Source organism: Luteibacter sp. GL_149 (assembly GCF_057834065.1).
This window is the reverse complement of sequence record NZ_CM174395.1, coordinates 3,174,486-3,192,261: the sequence shown is the minus strand read 5'-3', so window position 1 is coordinate 3,192,261 and position 17,776 is coordinate 3,174,486. Positions and strand designations below refer to the sequence as shown.

At 61.4% G+C, this 17,776-nt stretch carries 17 protein-coding genes; 7 read left to right on the top strand and 10 right to left on the bottom strand.

Features of this window, described 5'->3' with window-relative positions; all coding sequences use genetic code 11:
* The first annotated feature begins 88 nt into the window (after window positions 1-88).
* From AC3IR3_RS14130 to sugE, 3 genes are all read left to right on the top strand, one after another.
* Complete coding sequence (locus AC3IR3_RS14130; RefSeq protein ID WP_489193025.1) at window positions 89-985, top strand: carboxypeptidase-like regulatory domain-containing protein; 897 nt, start codon at window positions 89-91, stop codon at window positions 983-985.
* A 45-nt stretch (window positions 986-1,030) separates the two neighbouring features.
* Window positions 1,031-2,212 carry a hypothetical protein gene (locus AC3IR3_RS14125; protein WP_489193023.1) on the top strand — a complete coding sequence of 394 codons (1,182 nt, stop codon included), beginning with the start codon at window positions 1,031-1,033 and terminating at the stop codon, window positions 2,210-2,212.
* Window positions 2,213-2,469: 257 nt separating this feature from the next.
* On the top strand, window positions 2,470-2,790 hold the full coding sequence (sugE, locus tag AC3IR3_RS14120) for a quaternary ammonium compound efflux SMR transporter SugE (RefSeq protein ID WP_489193022.1): 321 nt from the start codon (window positions 2,470-2,472) through the stop codon (window positions 2,788-2,790).
* A 60-nt stretch (window positions 2,791-2,850) separates the two neighbouring features.
* On the opposite strand, the gene phoU is transcribed toward sugE, so the two are convergent.
* The 6 genes from phoU to rnt all read right to left on the bottom strand — a co-directional run bounded on the left by phoU (window position 2,851) and on the right by rnt (window position 8,434).
* On the bottom strand, window positions 2,851-3,567 hold the full coding sequence (gene phoU, locus AC3IR3_RS14115) for a phosphate signaling complex protein PhoU (protein ID WP_489193020.1): 717 nt from the start codon (window positions 3,565-3,567) through the stop codon (window positions 2,851-2,853).
* Window positions 3,568-3,601: 34 nt separating this feature from the next.
* Window positions 3,602-4,429: a phosphate ABC transporter ATP-binding protein PstB gene (pstB, locus tag AC3IR3_RS14110; RefSeq protein WP_489193018.1), complete on the bottom strand. Its 828-nt coding sequence runs from the start codon at window positions 4,427-4,429 to the stop codon at window positions 3,602-3,604.
* A complete protein-coding gene (gene pstA / locus AC3IR3_RS14105; RefSeq protein ID WP_489193017.1) occupies window positions 4,422-5,294 on the bottom strand; it encodes a phosphate ABC transporter permease PstA in 873 nt (290 codons plus the stop codon). The genes pstB and pstA overlap by 8 nt, the downstream gene beginning before the upstream one ends.
* Window positions 5,294-6,322, bottom strand: a complete 1,029-nt coding sequence (pstC, locus tag AC3IR3_RS14100) for a phosphate ABC transporter permease subunit PstC (RefSeq protein WP_489193016.1) — start codon at window positions 6,320-6,322, stop codon at window positions 5,294-5,296. The genes pstA and pstC overlap by 1 nt, the downstream gene beginning before the upstream one ends.
* 104 nt (window positions 6,323-6,426) lie before the next feature.
* On the bottom strand, window positions 6,427-7,389 hold the full coding sequence (gene pstS, locus AC3IR3_RS14095) for a phosphate ABC transporter substrate-binding protein PstS (RefSeq protein WP_243649233.1): 963 nt from the start codon (window positions 7,387-7,389) through the stop codon (window positions 6,427-6,429).
* A gap of 385 nt (window positions 7,390-7,774) precedes the next feature.
* Window positions 7,775-8,434: a ribonuclease T gene (gene rnt / locus AC3IR3_RS14090; protein ID WP_489193014.1), complete on the bottom strand. Its 660-nt coding sequence runs from the start codon at window positions 8,432-8,434 to the stop codon at window positions 7,775-7,777.
* Window positions 8,435-8,648: 214 nt separating this feature from the next.
* On the opposite strand from rnt, the gene AC3IR3_RS14085 reads away from it, so the two are divergent.
* The 4 genes from AC3IR3_RS14085 (at window position 8,649) to AC3IR3_RS14070 (ending at window position 13,579) form a co-directional block, all read left to right on the top strand.
* Complete coding sequence (locus AC3IR3_RS14085; protein WP_489193013.1) at window positions 8,649-10,025, top strand: porin; 1,377 nt, start codon at window positions 8,649-8,651, stop codon at window positions 10,023-10,025.
* Between the two features lie 919 nt (window positions 10,026-10,944).
* The gene (locus AC3IR3_RS14080; protein WP_489193011.1) at window positions 10,945-11,268 is read left to right on the top strand and encodes a hypothetical protein; all 324 of its coding nucleotides are present in this window, start codon (window positions 10,945-10,947) and stop codon (window positions 11,266-11,268) included.
* Between the two features lie 111 nt (window positions 11,269-11,379).
* Complete coding sequence (locus AC3IR3_RS14075; protein WP_489193009.1) at window positions 11,380-12,054, top strand: carbonic anhydrase; 675 nt, start codon at window positions 11,380-11,382, stop codon at window positions 12,052-12,054.
* A gap of 13 nt (window positions 12,055-12,067) precedes the next feature.
* The gene (locus AC3IR3_RS14070; RefSeq protein WP_489193008.1) at window positions 12,068-13,579 is read left to right on the top strand and encodes a SulP family inorganic anion transporter; all 1,512 of its coding nucleotides are present in this window, start codon (window positions 12,068-12,070) and stop codon (window positions 13,577-13,579) included.
* A gap of 179 nt (window positions 13,580-13,758) precedes the next feature.
* Here AC3IR3_RS14070 and nth read toward each other — a convergent pair whose 3' ends face one another.
* The 4 genes from nth to AC3IR3_RS14050 form a co-directional block, all read right to left on the bottom strand.
* Entirely contained in the window at window positions 13,759-14,394 is a 636-nt protein-coding gene (nth, locus tag AC3IR3_RS14065) for an endonuclease III (protein ID WP_489193007.1), read from the bottom strand.
* Window positions 14,391-15,002 carry an RnfABCDGE type electron transport complex subunit B gene (locus AC3IR3_RS14060; RefSeq protein ID WP_489193005.1) on the bottom strand — a complete coding sequence of 204 codons (612 nt, stop codon included), beginning with the start codon at window positions 15,000-15,002 and terminating at the stop codon, window positions 14,391-14,393. The genes nth and AC3IR3_RS14060 overlap by 4 nt, the downstream gene beginning before the upstream one ends.
* Before the next feature lie 28 nt (window positions 15,003-15,030).
* Window positions 15,031-17,124 carry a methionine--tRNA ligase gene (gene metG, locus AC3IR3_RS14055; protein WP_489193004.1) on the bottom strand — a complete coding sequence of 698 codons (2,094 nt, stop codon included), beginning with the start codon at window positions 17,122-17,124 and terminating at the stop codon, window positions 15,031-15,033.
* Window positions 17,125-17,208: 84 nt separating this feature from the next.
* On the bottom strand, window positions 17,209-17,658 hold the full coding sequence (locus AC3IR3_RS14050; RefSeq protein ID WP_489193003.1) for a DUF2147 domain-containing protein: 450 nt from the start codon (window positions 17,656-17,658) through the stop codon (window positions 17,209-17,211).
* Window positions 17,659-17,776 lie beyond the last annotated feature (118 nt).

Here is a 17,776-nt window from a genome sequence, read left to right as displayed (position 1 = left end):
CAGGTTGATCTCATATGCACGGTCGGTTTCATCCGGCCGCGCAGGACAATGAGATCTGACGTCAGGTTGATGGCAGAGGAAGCGATCTATGATTGTTAAAAAACAAAACCGAATACGCGCATGCGCAATCGGATTGCTGGCACTGCTGTCGGTAGTGCAAGTCGGCCCTCCGTTATATGCCAGTTCACCAGGCGACGATTCGGAATGGCTTTTGCCAGACGACAACGAGCACGTCGAGCTATCTCCCGCAACTGCGGCTTTGGACGGTTCGTCGGAATCCAATTTCGTTCCGGTTTCTGGCGACACAACATTCGTAGTGAGTGGCGCTGAGCTGCACGACAGTTCAGACGAAATGATGATCTACAAAAATGGCAAGCCGCTTGGTCAGGGAACGTATTGGATCGAGTCGAAGAAGGTGGTGTTGGGCGCTGGAGCCCTAGTTGACGGTGCGAACCGCCTATATCTCGTTGGCCGCGACAAGGAAGGGCGCACATTCGAACATGAGGCGATGTTATGGGCAGGTGAGAATACGATCGCAGGTATCGTCTACGACGATGAAAGTCGTCCGCTGGGCGGCGTAATAGTTCGCATTGCCGCTGCACATGCGCCGGGTGTCGGTAGTCAGAGAATTACGGATGGAGACGGTCGTTTTTCATTTGAAAGCGTGCCTCGCGATGAAATGCTCATAAATGTATCGGCCGATGGATTTATGCCGAAAAATATGCAATTGAATGCCAAGAATTTTTCTGAAGTGCGTCTAAGGCGTCTGGGTGCTGCAAGTGAAATTCAGAATAACGACTTTAGTCAGGGTGTAGAGGGATGGGGCGGAACGAATCTCAATATAGTTCCGCATAGCGAGGAAGCTCCAGTTAACAAGTCAAGTTCTACCAAGAAGCTAGGGCGTCGTATGGATGGGAAGTCCGCTGATTTGTATGACCTGCGCAAGCTTGTTACGGCAAGAGATTCGAACAATGATCTTTTTTAATCGACAAGGGGTAAGGGGCCGCAAGCCGCTGCGAGAGCCTTTGACGTGCGAGTTGGCGCAAGAGCGGTCAAGCTTCGCTATCGTTTTGTTACCAGCGAAATTCCAGGGGGATACTTTGGAACCGCTTTCGATGACTTCTTCACCGTGATAATGGTGTCCGGAAAGACGGGGCAGACAGCTACATCGAACGGAACGATGAACACCTTGGGAAGGCCAGCGTTTTCCGCAAGCGGTTACACCGCATGGCGAGAACTCACTTTGCCGGTTGATCCGGAGGGCGACACGGTTCATGTTGAACTTTCTGTTTCGAATGTGGGTGACGCGGATTACGATTCAGCCCTGTTGATCGATATGGTCGAAGAGCCCGCACTTTTGATATCGGATGCAAAGTTATATGACATTGATGGCTCCGTACTTGAATATTTGAGCGCAGATAGCCATCCGTACCTTGGCGGGACAAGCCCCGTCCACGGAACGATTTCTCTTAAAGGTGCGCCAGGCGAAAAAATCAAATCGGTTGTGCTCGAAATGCAGATGAATGGCAGGCGGATTGCATCGGAAGCGCTGGCGGAAGAGGCAAGTAAGTTGATGTATAAGGAGTTCGACGATAGCGGTTCCTTGGAAGTCTCTTCATCCATGCCGCTATTTAAGATTTCTTCATCGCAGTTCTCGATACCTGCACTTGCAGACGCAACGATCGGCATCGTTCTTCGTGCAACGACGGATAATGAGGAAGAGGCGGTCTATGATTTTGGTCGCCTTCCAGGATTGGCCCTGGCGGATTTCTTGCCTCGATATGGCGGCCGTGACGAAGCGCTTGGTGGTGATGGCTGGGCCACTCCCAGTACGATCAAGCTTGCGAGCGCCTTCCCCGATGCTACTTGGGGGGACTTTAGTAATTTGCATGCAGGGCCGTTTCCTCCGCACAAGGGGCATGCGCGGGGTATTGACGCAGATGGGTGGTTCGCTGGTTATCAGCGCCGCGATACCGCGGCGGCGGTGAAAATCATAGGAATGCTGAATTCGGATGTCGGAGCGCGGATAGGTATGTTCTTCGTAACGTACTCAAAGTCCGAAACTGATCAGTTCTGGAGTGGAATAAAGGATGTACAGCTGAATGATGGTCGATATGCTCGTGATGTAATTCGCCCACTAGCGGGCCATGCCACGCATTTCCATATTCGCGCACAGCCAAAGATTGAAGATCGGACAGCATCGACGGAGTGAATTCGGGCGTGACGTCGGCCTGCCGGAGTCTGATTGGCGGAGTATCTGAGCATCGCGCGCGGCGTTCGTGAACGTCGCGCGGCAAAGATTACTGCCCCGTAGTAGAATGGCGCCGGACCGACGCAACGTCGGTCCGGCTTCGGGGACGACCCTGAAGTCCGCGATTCGCGTTCCATTCGTTCGCGTTTAGCATTGCTTCGGATCGCGCTCAAGGGCGCTTCTACATGGGGACGACCCCGTCTTTTCGGAGACATCCCATGTCGTGGATGGTGCTTTTTCTTGCTGGCCTTTTCGAGATCGCCTGGGCGATCGGGCTCAAATACACCGAAGGTTTTACGCGCCTGTGGCCGAGTATCGGAACCGGTGCGGCGATGGTCGTGAGTATCTATCTGTTGGCGATGGCGACAAGGCAGCTACCGATCGGTACCGCGTATGCGGTGTGGACGGGTATCGGCGCCGTGGGTGCCGTGCTGCTGGGTATCGTGTTGTTCGGCGAATCCGCCGCGCCGCTGCGTTTGCTGTGCGTGGCGCTGATCGTGGCGGGAATTCTTGGCCTGAAGATGACCTCGGGCGCGTGATGTTTCCGCGGACCTTGCAGGAGCCCGCAAGCGGGCTCCTGCAACAGGTAGTGCGGCGCGTTATTTGCGGTCGAAATCCGGGCTGGCCGTCAGGTCGCGCTTGGCGCGCGGCGCGACGAGCGGTTCGCCGTGGACGACGAACCAGACGTTCTCGGCGATATTGGTCGCGTGGTCGCCGATGCGCTCGATGTTTTTCGCCATGAACAGCAGGTGCGTGCATGGCGTGATGTTGCGCGGGTCTTCCATCATGTACGTGAGCAATTCACGGAAGAGGCCGGTATACGCTTCGTCGAGATCCGCGTCGTCCTTCCAGACCTGATAGGCGGCTTCGGCATCGCGGTCGCGGTAGGCCTTCAGTACGGTGCGCACTTCGGTGGCGGCGAGTTCGGCGAGATAGCCAAGCTTGGCGGCCGCACTGATGGGAGCCACCATGCTCAGCGGGATCGACCGCTTCGCGACGTTGGCCGCGTAGTCGCCGATGCGCTCGATGTCGGCTGCGATACGCAGTGCCGCGAACACGTTGCGCAGATCGCCCGCGATCGGTGCGCGCAGGGCGAGGAGTCGAACCACGTCGTGGCTGATTTCCTGCTCCAGGGCATCGATGGCTTCGTCGTTGTCGACGACGCGCTGGGCGGCGCGCTCGTCGCGGCGTTCGACGACGTCGATGGCCGATTCCAGCTGCGTGACGGACAGCTCGCCCATGCGGACGATTTCGCCGGTGAGGCGGGTCAGCTCGTCGTCGTAGCTCTTGATGATGTGTTCGCGGGGCGTGTTCATGCGCTTTGCCTTCAATAGGGTCGTGGCGGAGGACTTAACCGAAACGGCCGGTAATATAGTCTTCAGTCTGCTTCTTGTTCGGCTTGGTGAAGATCTTCTCCGTACGGTCGAACTCGACCAGCTCGCCCATGTACATGAACGCGGTAAGGTCGGAACAACGCGCCGCCTGCTGCATGTTATGCGTGACGATGACGATTGTGAAATCGTTCTTCAGTTCCTCGACCAACTGCTCGATGCGGCTGGTCGCGATCGGGTCCAGGGCGGAGGTGGGTTCGTCGAGCAGCAGCACTTCCGGTTTCAGGGCGATGCCGCGGGCGATGCAAAGGCGTTGCTGCTGACCGCCGGAGAGGCCGAGCGCGCTCTGCTTCAGTTTGTCTTTCACCTCGTCCCACAGGGCGGCGCTGCGCAGCGCCTGTTCGACGCGGCTTTCCATGTCGGTACGGGAGAGCTTCTCGTGATGACGAATGCCGTAGGCGACGTTCTCGAAGATCGTCATGGGAAACGGCACGGGCTTCTGGAAGACCATGCCTACCTTGCTGCGCAGGCGATTCAGCGAGTATTTCGCGTCGAGGATGTTCTCGCCGTCCAGCACGATTTCGCCCGTGGCGACCAGCTTCGGATAGATCGCGTAGATGCGGTTGAAGATGCGCAGCAACGTCGATTTACCGCAGCCGGACGGTCCGATGATGGCCGTGACCTTCTTCTCGGGAATATCCATCGCGATGTTTTTCAGCGCGTGGAAATCGCCGTAATGAAAGTTGAGATCGCGCACCGTCATTTTCGTCGGGAACTGCGAATTGTCGGGCGCGCCGGTCTGCGCGGTGGCGGCGAAGCTGGGGGCTGCTTCGTTCATGTTAGTCATGGGACACCTTGGAGCGCGAGAACGCGAAGCGGGCAGTGAGGCTGAGCAGCAGGACGAACATGGTCAGGACGAATGCGCCGGCCCACGCGAGCGTGTTGATATCCGGGCTGGGATCCTTCGTGTATTCGTAGATGACCTGCGGAAGACTCGGCATCTTGTCCAGCGGATTGAACGTCATGAAATTGTTGCCGAACGCCGTGAACAGCAGCGGTGCCGTTTCGCCGCTGATGCGGGCGAGCGCGAGCAGCACGCCGGTCACGATGCCCGAGCGCGCCGAGCGGATCAGGATCTGGATCGTCAGCTTCCATTGCGGCACGCCAAGCGAAAGCGCGGCCTCGCGCAACGTGGAAGGTACCAGTCGAAGCATTTCGTCGGTCGTGCGGACAATGACGGGCAGCGCGATCAGCGCGAGCGCGATGCCACCGGCGAAGCCCGAGAACGTGATGTCGCCGTTGGTCGCCCACTTCATCGGCAGCACGATGATCGTATAGGCGAACAGGCCAAGCACGATCGACGGCGCGGAAAGCAGGATGTCGTTGAGGAAGCGGATAATCGGACCGAGGCGCGAACGCAGCGAGTACTCCGACAGCCACGTACCCGCCATCACGCCGATGGGCGTGGCGATCAGGATGCCCAGCGTGTTGAGGATCAGGCTGCCGACCATTGCATTGGCCAGGCCGCCTTCTTCGCGATACGCGGTGATCTTCGTGAACAGCTGCGGCTTGATGGCCGCAATACCCTGGCTGAGGGTTTCCCAGAGAATCCACGCCAGGAAGATAAGGCCGATGCCGGTGGCCGCGACGCTGAGCACCATCGCCACGATGTTCTTGATGCGGCGTTTTGCGTAGATATGCGAGGAAGCCATCAGCGACCCTCCCGGTTGCCCAGCTGGCGCAGCATGAGGCGCGCGATCAGCAGGACGATGAAGGTGACGACGAAGAGCAGGAAGGCCAGCGCCATCAATGCCGACTTCTGCAGGCCTTCGGCTTCGCCGAACTGGTTGGCAATGGTCGAGGCGATAGAACTACCCGTTTCCAGGATCGACGGCGTGAACTTGAAGGTATTGCCGAGCACGAAGGCCACCGCCATCGTCTCGCCCAGCGCACGGCCAAGGCCGAGGAAAACGCCGCCTATCACCGCCGAGCGGGTATACGGAAGCACGATGTCCCAGACCACTTCCCACGTGCTGGAACCCAGCGCGTACGCCGACTCCTTGAGGCGGGTGGGTACGGTCTGGAAAACCTCGCGCATGACCGACGAAATGAACGGGATGATCATGATTGCGAGCACCATGCCCGCGGTCAGCACGCCCGCGCCGAAGAAGGGGTAATCGCTGGAAAAGAATTTCGCGATCCAGGGCACGTGCTGCACGAGCCAGGAAACCTGGCCGTCGGGCGGCGCGTCGCTGAAGTTGTTCATCAGCCACGGCTTGATGTGCTCGGCGACGAACGGGGCGAAAATGAAGAGGCCCCACATGCCGTAGATGATCGACGGGATACCCGCGAGCAGTTCGATGGCGGAGCTGACCGGACCGCGCAGCCACGACGGGGCGATCTCGGTGAGAAAGAGTGCGATGCCGAAGCTGATCGGCACGGCGATGAGCAGGGCGATGAGCGCCGTGACCACGGTACCCATGACCGGAACGAGGGCGCCGAAGCGGTCGTTGCCCGGATCCCAGGCGTCGCTGGTAAGGAAGCCCCAGCCGAAGGTTCTGAATGCGTCGCTGCCACCCCAGAGGGTCGATGCGGCCGCGCCGATCAGCGAAGCCAGGACGAGCAGGGCACAGGCTTTGAGCACCCACCCGAAGACACGGTCGTTGCGTGCATCTCGCGCGTTGCGCGCCGCCTCCGCCTGCCGGGCGGGTGAGACGGGAAGACTGATGCTTGCATGCATGGGGCCGGCTTTCCTCTGGATCATTACGGCGATGGGTCGCCGCCCCTCAAGGGACGGCGACCCGCCTTTACGTCACGTCGTGGCCGATGGCCCGACGGTATGTCTTAGTTCTTGAACTCGGCCGACCAGTAACCTTCGATCTGCTTGACCAGCGTGTCCGGCAGGGCAACGTAGTCGAGCGAAGCGGCCTGTTCCTGACCGTTCTCGAGGGACCACTTGAAGAAGTCGAAAGCCACCTTGGCATGCGACGCGTTCTTCGCCTTCTTGTACATGATGACCCACGTGGTCGCCGTGATCGGCCATGCCTCGGCACCCGGCGCGTTGGTCATGATCAGGTTGAAGTCCTTGGAGCTCTTCCAGTCGGCCGTGGCGGCGGCGGCGGCGAACGACTTGGCGTTCGGCTGCACCCAGGCGCCCGAGGCGTTCTTGAGCTGGGCGTAGGTGATCTTGTTCTTGGTCGCGTAGGCGTACTCGACGTAACCGATCGAACCCGGGATCTGGCGCACGTACTGCGACACGCCTTCGTTACCCTTGCCACCCACGCCAGCCGGCCATTCGACGGCCGTGCCGAACTTCACCTTGGTCGCCCACTCGTTGCTGACTTTCGAGAGGTAGTTGGTGAAGTTGAACGAGGTGCCCGAACCGTCCGAGCGATGCACGACCGTGATCTTGAACGACGGAATCGTCAGGCCAGCATTGAGGGCGACGATCTTCGGATCGTTCCAGTTGGTGATCTTGCCGAGGTAGATGTCGGCGAGGGTTTCGCCGTCCAGCTTCAGCTGACCGGCTTCGATGCCCTTGATGTTGACGACGGGCACGATGCCGCCGACCACGACCGGGAACTGACCCAGGCCGAACTGCTGGAGGTCTTCGGCCTTCATCGGAGCATCGGACGCGCCGAAGTCGATGGTGCCTTCCTTGATCTGGGCGACGCCGGCGCCGGAACCGACCGACTGGTAGTTGAGCTTGTTGCCGGTCTTCTCGGCATAGGTCGCCGACCACTTGGAAAGCACGGGGTATACGAAGCTCGAGCCGGCACCGGTGATGTCGGTGGCCTGGGCGGCCATGCCGAACAGGGAGGCGGCGACGATCGTGGCGATGCGGAGTTTGCTTGAGGTCAACACGGTAGTTCCTCGGATGGAAGGTGTCGGGCGAGCCCGCCCGCTCTCTATATTTCAGGGGTCCCGTGTTGCAATGAAATGAGTTAATTGTTTCAGCTGTATGACACCCACCGTCCGGCTGTCGTCGTCCGGGCCGGGGGATGGGCCTGCAACTGCCGCTGGGCCTCGTTTTCACGAGGTTGTACGCGGACAACCTGTTTCCCCTGACCGGAGATGGTGAGGGGTGTTTGTTACAGGTTGATGATGGGAGAGGGGCTGGGAGGCTCCTCTTTCCCGCTCAGGGGTGACGGAGAGGGAGATGGCAGCATTGCGCGGAACGAAAGCGAGTCCTTTAGAGAACCACAACCCCCGCCTGATCCCGTTCCAGCAACTCCAGCCTGCGCCAGCGGTTCACGATCTCGCAGAAAAGCTCCGCCGTGCGCTCCGCGTCGTAAACCGCAGAGTGCGCCTCGCGGGCGTCGAACTCGATGCCCGCCGCGAGAACGGCCTTGCTCAGGACAGTCTGGCCATAGGCCAGGCCGCCGAGCGTGGCGGTGTCGAAGCTGCTGAAAGGATGGAACGGGTTGCGCTTGTGGCCCACGCGACGGACGGCCGCGTTCAGGAAGGCCAGGTCGAAGGCCGAGTTATGGCCGACGAGTACGGCCCGCTGGCAGTCGGCATCGCGCATCGCCGTGCGTACGCCATTGAATACGTGATCCAGCGCCACCCGTTCGGTCAGCGCGCCGCGGAAGGGATGATCGGGATCGATGCCCGTGATCTCCAGCGAGCGCGGATCGATGTTCGCGCCCGGGAAGGCCTCTACATTCGCCGAAATGGCCGGTAGCGGCACGACCAGGCCCGACGGTTCCATGGCGATGGGGACGACCGCGATCTCCAGCAGGGCATCGCGTTCCGGGTCGAAACCGCCCGTCTCGACGTCTACGACGACGGGCAGAAACCCCCTGAACCGCTCGGCCATGCGCAGGGCGGTGCTGTTGCTCGGTTTATCCATGCGCGAAGGATATCAGCCCCGCGACCGGCGGTTCCTGCCCCTTTGGCGATCCAGATGTTAAGGCCGCGTACCGGTGTCTTTGTTTTGTCATAAAAACTGCATCGAACGGTAAACGGGCGAGCCCATGCTGCGCGCCGTCAGACCCCTCCTTGAGAAATTTCGTATGGGGTGACAGGGGGAAGCCATGCCTTATTCAATCAAGCGGAGACATTCCATGCGTTCCACATTGCTCGCGGTAGCTATCGCCACCGGCTTGGGCGTTACCAGCTTCTCGGCTCTCGCCGCGACGCCGAAAGCCACGAAGCCGCCGGCCCGGGTCACGGTCGATGCCGCCACGCTCGAGCAGATGCAGGCCCAGCTTGCGGCGCTGCAGGCGAAGGTCGCCGAGCTCGAGACCAAGCAGGACGCACAGGCCGACGCTCAGGTCGAGACGGCTCAGGCTGTCAACAACGTCCAGGTCGCCGCCGCCAAGCCGGTCGAAGATCTGGCGAAGCGGTTCGACAAGATCGACAAGCTGGTGAATAACACGAAGATCGGCGGCACGATGTTCTTCGACTTCACCAACGTCGATCACAAGGAATTCGCCTCCACCGGCGCTGGCCACAAGGTTGATGGCCATGGCGCCACGAACGGCACCGGCTACGACGTGAAGCGCTTCTACCTGACGGTCGACCACCAGTTCGACGATATCTGGTCGGCTAACCTCACCACCGACTTCAACTACGTCTCGGCTATTTCGCAGACCAGCCTCTTCGTGAAGAAGGCTTACGTGCAGGGCAAGTTCGATCCGCTCTTCACGGTGCGCTTTGGTGCGGCCGACATGCCCTGGATTCCGTTCGTCGAGAAGTGGTACGGCTACCGCTTCCTCGAGAACACCATCACCGACCGTTCGTTCGAAGGCGGTCGCGCGGGCTCCACGGCTAATGCCGGTGGCGTCGGCGCTTTCGGCAACTCGTCCGACTGGGGTATCCACGCCCTGGGCGCCACGACGGGCGACAACTCCATCAACTACCAGTTGTCGGTCGTCAACGGTCGCGGTTTCCGCAACCCGAGCCGTTCGGACAGCGTCGATGCGGAAGCGCGCTTCGGCTACTCGCCGATCGAGCAGATGGTTATCGCCGTGGGCGGTTACACCGGCAAGCGCGGCAACGACGTCCAGAACGGCCAGCCGACCCGCGATGCTTCGCGCGGCGACTTCATGGTGGCCTGGCGCGACAAGACCTTCGGCGTCGGTGGCGAATACTTCCACGCCCAGAACTGGGACGACATCCTGAAGTACGCGGGTACCGGCACGGCGCCGCTGTCCGTCAAGGACAAGGCCGATGGTTTCTCGCTGTGGGCCGACTGGAAGTTCCTGCCGCAGTGGGCCGTGTTCGCCCGCTACGATCGCCTGGACTATAAGTACACGACGCCGACCAACGCCGAGCGCAAGCTGAAAGACACGTACTACAACGCGGGTGTTTCGTACGACGTGTTCAAGAACCTGAAGCTCGCCCTGGCTTACAAGCACAACAAGCTCGATGGCCCGGACGCCACGAAGTATGAGTACAAGACGGACGAAGTTGGCTTCTGGGGTCTGCTGACCTTCTAAGCCGGAGTAGCGGTTATCTGAAAGGAGTTCGGCTCAGGGACGACAAGCGGCGGGCGCAAGCCCGCCGCTTTCTTTTGGTTCTTCACGCATTAGCGGGGACGGCTTGGCGTGTCGCGTCGAGCTTCGGACGAGGACAGCCGCCTCACGCTCGTGCGTCGGGGAGGCCGCGACCGGGTTGGCCCTTGGGGCCTTCGGCGCCGTCCCTGCGGGAGCGGGCCGTAGTTCCGCTTTCGCTTCTGTAGCTGTTCATCGCGGCCCTCGGCTAAGGCGGCCCCAAGGACCAACCCGGCCACGGCACCGTCGACGGCGGTTTGCTGAAGGAAGAGCACGAGCCGAGCAGGTGACGGAATCGAACCGGATACGGTCACCACCGGTCCTGCGTCACGCGCTGCTTTCCCCCACGTGACCACAACCTCCGGAAGAGCCGTCGGCCACCGCCCTCGACGCGACTTGCGCAACCGAGCGCGGCGGGGCGCAGCCATAGAGCAACAACCGCGCAGCGGTTCTCCTTTCCCGAGCGACGGTGAAGCCGGAGCGTCGAGGGCGGTGGCCGACGGCTCTTCGCGAAGCGTCCGAGCGCGAACGCGAACGCGATGGCAAAGCCGAGCCCTCCCGACCATGCGTGAAGAACCTTTCTCTTTGGACGTCTACTGAGAAATGTCGTATGCCGCACGACGGCGAAGCGTTGCGAATATCGTCGCGCATACACGGAAATGGCAAGTTTTTTCCGGATATTCCATTTGTTCAGCATGTTTATTAAGTTGCTGTAATAAATAAATTTTTTCCCAAGCTAAGCTGAATGTAAGATACGTCGAACGTCATTCCTTCAACACGTGTTGCATCGCCACACTTGCAAGGCGATTCGCGGCTGCGTAGGTTTTGCTCCATGAGCTTTCCGACGCTATCAGCAACCCGACGCATGACACGCACGATCCTCGTGCTGTTCGCGCTTCTGTTTGCCAGCGCCTGTCTGCATACGGCGTATGCCGCTTCGACTCATTCGGCAATGACCGGGCATGCCGCATCGCATGTATTCGCCAGCGTGGACGATGTCGCCGGCGGCGACGATCTTCTCGCCGACATGCCTTCGCTCGAAGACAACTGCGGCATCGACGACACACTTGTCGTTCCTCCCTCCACGACTCTTGCCGTGGCAAGGCTCGTCGCCTCCCGTCCCGTCGCGGACGTGAGGTCACTGATGTCGCACGAATCCCCTCAGGACTTGCGTCCTCCGATCGTCTGACACCGCCGTTGCGGGCCATGCCCGCCGGTCTTCCGTCCGATCGCTCTCCCCCGAACGCACTCAGGCGCGCGCTCGTGCGCGTCCTTCCCCCTATCGACAGAGGAATTTCCCATGGAACGTCTTATCCAGGGTTTCGATCGTTTTCGCCGCGACATGTCCGACGAACATCGCGAGCTATTCGCCAAACTCGCCTCAGGCCAGACGCCGCATACGATGTTCATCACCTGCGCCGATTCGCGCGTGATGCCCGAACTGCTTTTCAGCGCCAATCCGGGCGAACTGTTCGTGTATCGCAATGTCGGCAACATCGTGCCGCCGTACGCCCAGCACGTCAGCGGCGTAGTCGCCGCCATCGAATACGCGGTCACGGCGCTCAAGGTGCAGCACATTGTCATCTGCGGCCATTCGGATTGCGGCGCCATGAAGGCGCTGCAGAACCCCGCGTTGCTCAAGGGCAAGCCGTCCGTCGAGCAATGGCTGAAGCATGCGGATGTCGCCCGCTACGTCGTCGCCGAGAATCGTCCCACCATTCTCGGCGAGGAAGGACTGCGTTACCTCACCGAGGAAAACGTGGTCGGCCAGCTTGAGCACATGCGCACGCTGCCGGTCGTGGCGGCGGCGATGGCGAACGGCAGCCTGCGTATCCACGGCTGGATTTACGACATCGCTCGCACCGACATAACGGCCTTCGACGCCACGGAAGGACGTTTCCGTCCGCTGGTCGCCAACCTCCCGGATGCCACTCCGCATGCACGGTTCTCCATGCCGGTGGCTTCCGCCGCTTAAGGACAAGAAGATCATGCGCGCGTACTTTTCCCAAGGCCTTTTTGGCCGCGACCTCCTCGGTTCGGTGGTCGTTTTTCTTGTCGCTCTGCCGCTGTGCATGGGTATCGCCATCGCATCGGGCATGCCGCCCGCCGCGGGGCTGATATCCGGCATCGTCGGCGGTCTGGTGGTCGGCTTCCTTGCCGGATCGCCTTTGCAGGTCAGCGGGCCGGCCGCCGGTCTGGCGGTTCTCGTGTTCGAACTGGTGCGCGCGCATGGCGTGGCGGCGCTGGGTCCGGTCGTGCTGTTGGCCGGCCTGATCCAGTTGGTTGCCGGCGTCTGTCGCGTCGGCGTGTGGTTCCGGATGACGTCGCCCGCCGTCGTGGCGGGCATGCTTTCCGGTATCGGCATCCTCATCGTGGCGTCGCAGGCGCATGTTCTTATGGATGCGGCGCCGAAGGCTCGCGGACTGGAGAATTTCGCCGCGTTGCCCGCGTCGTTGTACGAGGCATTCACGGGTAAGGGCGAATCGCATATCGCCCTGATGATCGGTTTGGGCACCATCGCGATCATGCTTGCATGGGAGAAACTGCGGCCGGCAAAGCTGAAGTTCCTTCCGGGCGCACTGATCGCCGTCGTAGCGATGACCGCTGCCGCGCAATACTTCGCGGTAAACGTAAACCGTGTCGACGTGCCATCGAATCTGTTCTCGGCGATCAGCCTGCCGTCGATGGGTAGCATCTTCGGTCTGTTCGATTCCACGCTGCTTATTGCCGCCGTGACGTTCGCGTTCATCGCCAGCGCCGAAACGCTGCTGTCGGCGGCGGCGGTAGACCGCATGCACAACGGCGAACGCACTAACTACGATCGCGAACTGGCTGCTCAGGGCATCGGCAACATGATCTGCGGCTTCCTGGGCGCGCTGCCGATGACGGGTGTCATCGTCCGTAGCGCGGCGAATGTGCAGGCGGGTTCCGCCACGCGCATGGCCGCGGTGATGCACGGTGCGTGGATTCTCGTGTTCGCGCTGCTGCTGCCCTGGCTGATGCGCATGACGCCGGTTTCGTGCCTCGCGGGCATCCTGGTCTACACCGGTGTGAAAATGGTGAACCTGAAGCAGGTGAAAGATCTGGCCGTATTCGGCAAGGGCACCGCGGCGATTTATCTGGCCACGACCATCGCCATCGTCGCGACGGACCTGCTCACGGGTGTGATCGTCGGTTTCGGTCTGTCGTTGTTCCGCCTTGCGCTGATGTCGTCGAAGCTGAAAGTCGATCTGGCCCATCACGACGAGCCGGGTACCGCTTCGCTGACGCTGAGGGGTTCGGCCACTTTCCTTAAGGTGCCGTCGATGGCGCGCACGCTGGAAAGCGTCCCGCCGAACACGCGGGTCAACCTGATTCTCGACGGTCTGCACCATGTCGATCAGGCATCCCTTGAACTGCTGCGCGACTGGGGCAGGAATGCGTCCAGGAAGGGTTGCGAGCTCGTCGTCGACTGGAAGGAACTGAACCTCAAGGTAGAGGGCGCCCGGGCAGTCGCGTAAGTGTTGGAGCGGGCTTGACCGCGATCCCTGCGAGCGAACGATCGGTTGATGAGGGAAGCCTCCCCCCTCCAGCCTCTTTCATCCGGCGATCGTTCGTACTCTGTACGCAGGGATCGCGGTCAAGCCCGCTCCCGTAGGACGCGACTCCGACTGTCGCGATGGTAAAAAGAAACGCCCGGCTAGCCGGGCGTTTTCTGTTTATAGGTGCATAGGTCCCGGATCGCACACACCGGACATTCCGGTTTGCGCGCCTTGCACACGTAACGCCCGTGCAGGATCAGCCAATGGTGCGCATCCTGCTTGAACTCGGCAGGAATGACCTTTTCGAGTTTGTCTTCGACCTTGCGTACGTCGGCACCCGGTGCGAGACCTGTGCGATTGGATACGCGGAAGATGTGCGTATCGACGGCGATGGTCGGTTCGCCGAATGCGGTATTCAGCACGACGTTGGCCGTCTTGCGTCCGACGCCGGGGAGGCTTTCCAGCGCTTCGCGCGAACGCGGCACATCGCTGTCGTACCGGTCGACGAGAATGCGCGACATGGCCAGTACGTTCTTCGCCTTGTTGTTGAACAGACCGATCGTGCTGATGTAACGCTTCAATTTTTCTTCGCCGAGATCGAGCATCTGCTGCGGCGTATTCGCGATGGGGAAAAGTTTCCGCGTCGCCTTGTTCACGCCGACGTCCGTGGCCTGCGCGGAAAGCGCGACGGCTACCAGCAGTTCGAAGGGTGTGCTGTATTCCAGTTCGGTTTTGGGATGGGGATTCAGCTCGCGAAGACGAGTGAACATGTCGATGACATCGGCCTTCTTCACGTGTCCGGATCCTTTTTGCGTGCTTTGGCGCGCGCCAGCGCTTCGAGTACGGCATTGCGCGCCGCGGGTGCGGCGACGTCGACCTTGCTGGCCGCAAGCTGCGTTTCCCGTCGTTCGCGTTCGGCGAGCAGGCGCGCTTCGCGTCGCTGGAAATGCGTTCGCGCTGCATCCGCATGGCCGTGGTCGGCGGCCTGGGCCGGCGGCATGGCGTCGAGGACGATGCAGTCCACGGGGCAGGCCGGTACGCAAAGTTCGCAACCCGTGCACAGGTCGGATACCACGGTATGCATGAGCTTGGCGGAACCGACGATGGCATCGACGGGACATACCTGGATGCATTTGGTGCAGCCGATGCAGTCGGCCTCCACGACGCGGGCCAGCGTGCGCGGCTTCTCCACCCCATGCGTGGGGTCGAGCGGAAGGAAGGGGCGATCGAGCAGGCGGGCGAGCAGGGTGATGCCTTGCGCGCCGCCCGGCGGGCACAGATTGATAGCGGCTTCGTCGCGGGCCATGGCGTCGGCATAGGGCCGGCAGCCATGGAACCCGCATTGTTCGCACTGCGTCTGGGGCAGGAGTGCGTCGATCCGTTCGGCGAGCGTGGGCGTCATGGGTGCCTGGCGTGCGCCGGTGGCATGCTTAGCGAACGGTGGCGCCGGGTGCGGCGCCCTGGTCGGCGTCCAGCAGGAACAGATCGCTACCGCCTTCGCCGGCCGACAGGATCATGCCTTCGGACAGGCCGAAGCGCATCTTGCGCGGTGCGAGGTTGGCGATGAACACCACGTTCCGGCCGACCAGCGTTTCGGGTTCGCCATACGCGGCGCGGATGCCGGAGAAGATCTGACGCGTGCCGAGCGGGCCCGCGTCCAGCTCGAAACGCAGCAGCTTGTCGGAACCGTCGACGAACTCGCATGCCACGACCTTGCCGATACGCAGATCGAGCTTCGCGAAATCGTCGATGGAAATGGTGGCGGCGGTGTCTGTGCTGGCGTCGGTCATGGGCTTCGCTGTGTCTTTGGGTTTATTCGGTTTGACGGGGGGCGCTTTCGGCGCTTCCGGACCGGCCAGGGATTCTTTCGATGCGTCGACCATCGCTTCGATCCGCTTTGCGTCCAGGCGCGAGAACAGCGGTTCGAAGGTCTTGACGGTGTGGCCGAAAAGTTCGCGGCGCGCATCGGGGAAGTCGCCGATCGGGGCATCGAGGAAGACCTCGGCGGCAGCGACGGTAACGGGCAGGATTGGTTTGAGCAGGCCGCTCAGCAAGCGGAACGCCGTGATGGCGAACGTGCAGACCTGCTGCAGCTCGTCGCGACGCGCTTCGTCTTTCGCGATGACCCACGGTGCGCGTGCGGCGATATAGCCGTTCACCACATCGGCCATCGCGACGAAGCGGCGCGACACTTCGGCGAAGTCGTCGATTTCGTAAAGCGCGTCGACACCTTCGTACTGCGCGAGCAGATCGCGCCACAGGGCGGCGGCTTCGTCGTCGAAACGATCGGCGAGTCGACCCGCGAAATGCGTCTGCAGGAAGCCCGCCGTGCGGCTGGCGATATTCGCCCACTTGCCGACCAGGTGCGAGTTGACGCGCTCTTCGAACGCCTTCAGGTCGAGATCGACATCGACTGGCGTCGCGCTCAGCATCGTGGCGAAGTAGTAACGCAACGCTTCGGGATTCAGTCCGGCATCGAGATAGGTACGCGCCTGGATGAAGGTGCCGCGCGATTTGGACATCTTCGCGCCGTTGACGGTCAGATAGCCGTTGACGTGCAGCGCGGTCGGCGTGCGCATGCGCGCGCCGTGCAGCATCGCCGGCCAGAACAGGCCGTGGAAGTTGATGATGTCCTTGCCGATGAAGTGATGCATCTCGGCGGTGCTGCCTTCGGCGAGGAAGTCGTCGAATTTCGTTCCCGTACGCTCGCACAGCGCCTTGAAGGCAGCCAGGTAGCCGACCGGCGCGTCGAGCCAGACGTAGAAAAATTTGCCGGGCGCGTCGGGAATCGGAAAGCCGAAGTAGGGCGCATCGCGGGAGATGTCCCAGTCGCGCAGGCCGCCGTCCAGCCATTCCCTGAGTTTGGCCACCACGCCGCTATTGGCGACAGGGTGGCCGCCGGTGCGCTGGCCGCTCAGCCATTCACGCAGCAGCATTTCGAACTTGCCGAGTTCGAAGAAGTAGTGTTCCGAGTCGCGAAGGACCGGCGTTGCACCCGACATTACCGAGTACGGACTGATGAGGTCCGTCGGGGCGTAGGTCGCGCCGCAGTTCTCGCAGTTGTCGCCGTACTGGTCGGGCGTGCCGCAGTTGGGGCAGACGCCCTTGATGTAGCGGTCCGGCAGGAACATGTCCTTTTCGGGGTCGTACAACTGCTGGATATCGCGGCGCGCGATATAGCCGGCCTGGCGCAGACGCGTATAGATCGACGTCGCCAGCTCGCGGTTCTCCGGCGAGTGCGTCGTGTGGTACTGGTCGTAACTGAAGTGGAAGTCGGTGAAGTCCGCTTCGTGGCCGGCACGGATATTCGCGATGAAGGCTTCGGGCGTGATGCCGGCCTTCTCGGCCGCCAGCATGATCGGCGTACCGTGGGCGTCTTCACCGGCGACGTAATGGACCTCGTTGCCCCGCATGCGTTGTGCACGCGCCCAGATGTCGGCCTGGATATACCCGAGCATGTGGCCCAGATGGAGCGGGCCGTTGGCATAGGGAAGGGCGTTGGTGACGAGGATGCGGCGCGGCATGACAGGCCCGGTCGGCTGAATGACCGCAGATTATGGCATGCCGCGCTTTCTATGTAGGAGGTCTGTGGGAGCGCACCCGGAGGGTTATTCCACCCGTTCCCAGATCTGGCTACGGCCCAGCAGCGCGAAGCCGATGTAGCCATGGACGTCCAGTTTCTGGCCGCCGTCGGTCAGTTCCAGCTTGACCTTGTAGATCTTGCCCTTCTTCGGGTCGAGGATCTGGCCGCCGCTCCACTGGTCGCCGTCCTTCTTGAGGCCCCACATAATCGTCATACCTTCGATGGGCTTGTTCTTGCGCTCGCCGTCGCAGTTGGCGCAGAGCGGATGCGGGCCTTCGTCGGACTGGATGACTTCCAGGACCTTGCCCTCGAGGACGCCACCCTTTTCGGTGATCTCGACGATCGACTTCGGCTTATGAGTGGTGTCGTCGATGGTCTTCCATTTGCCGAGGGGACTGGTCAGGTCGGCGGCAAAGACGGGCATGGCGCCGACGACCAGGGCTGCGGCGAAAACGGCGCGGAACAATGACTTCATGCGTGGGACTCCCCGTACGGTTCAGTATGGCCCGAGCCTGACGAGGCCACGGCAGCCCGTCAAGCTGCATTGCGCCACGGCTGGCATAATGAGCGATCCCCTGCATCGACACCCGTCC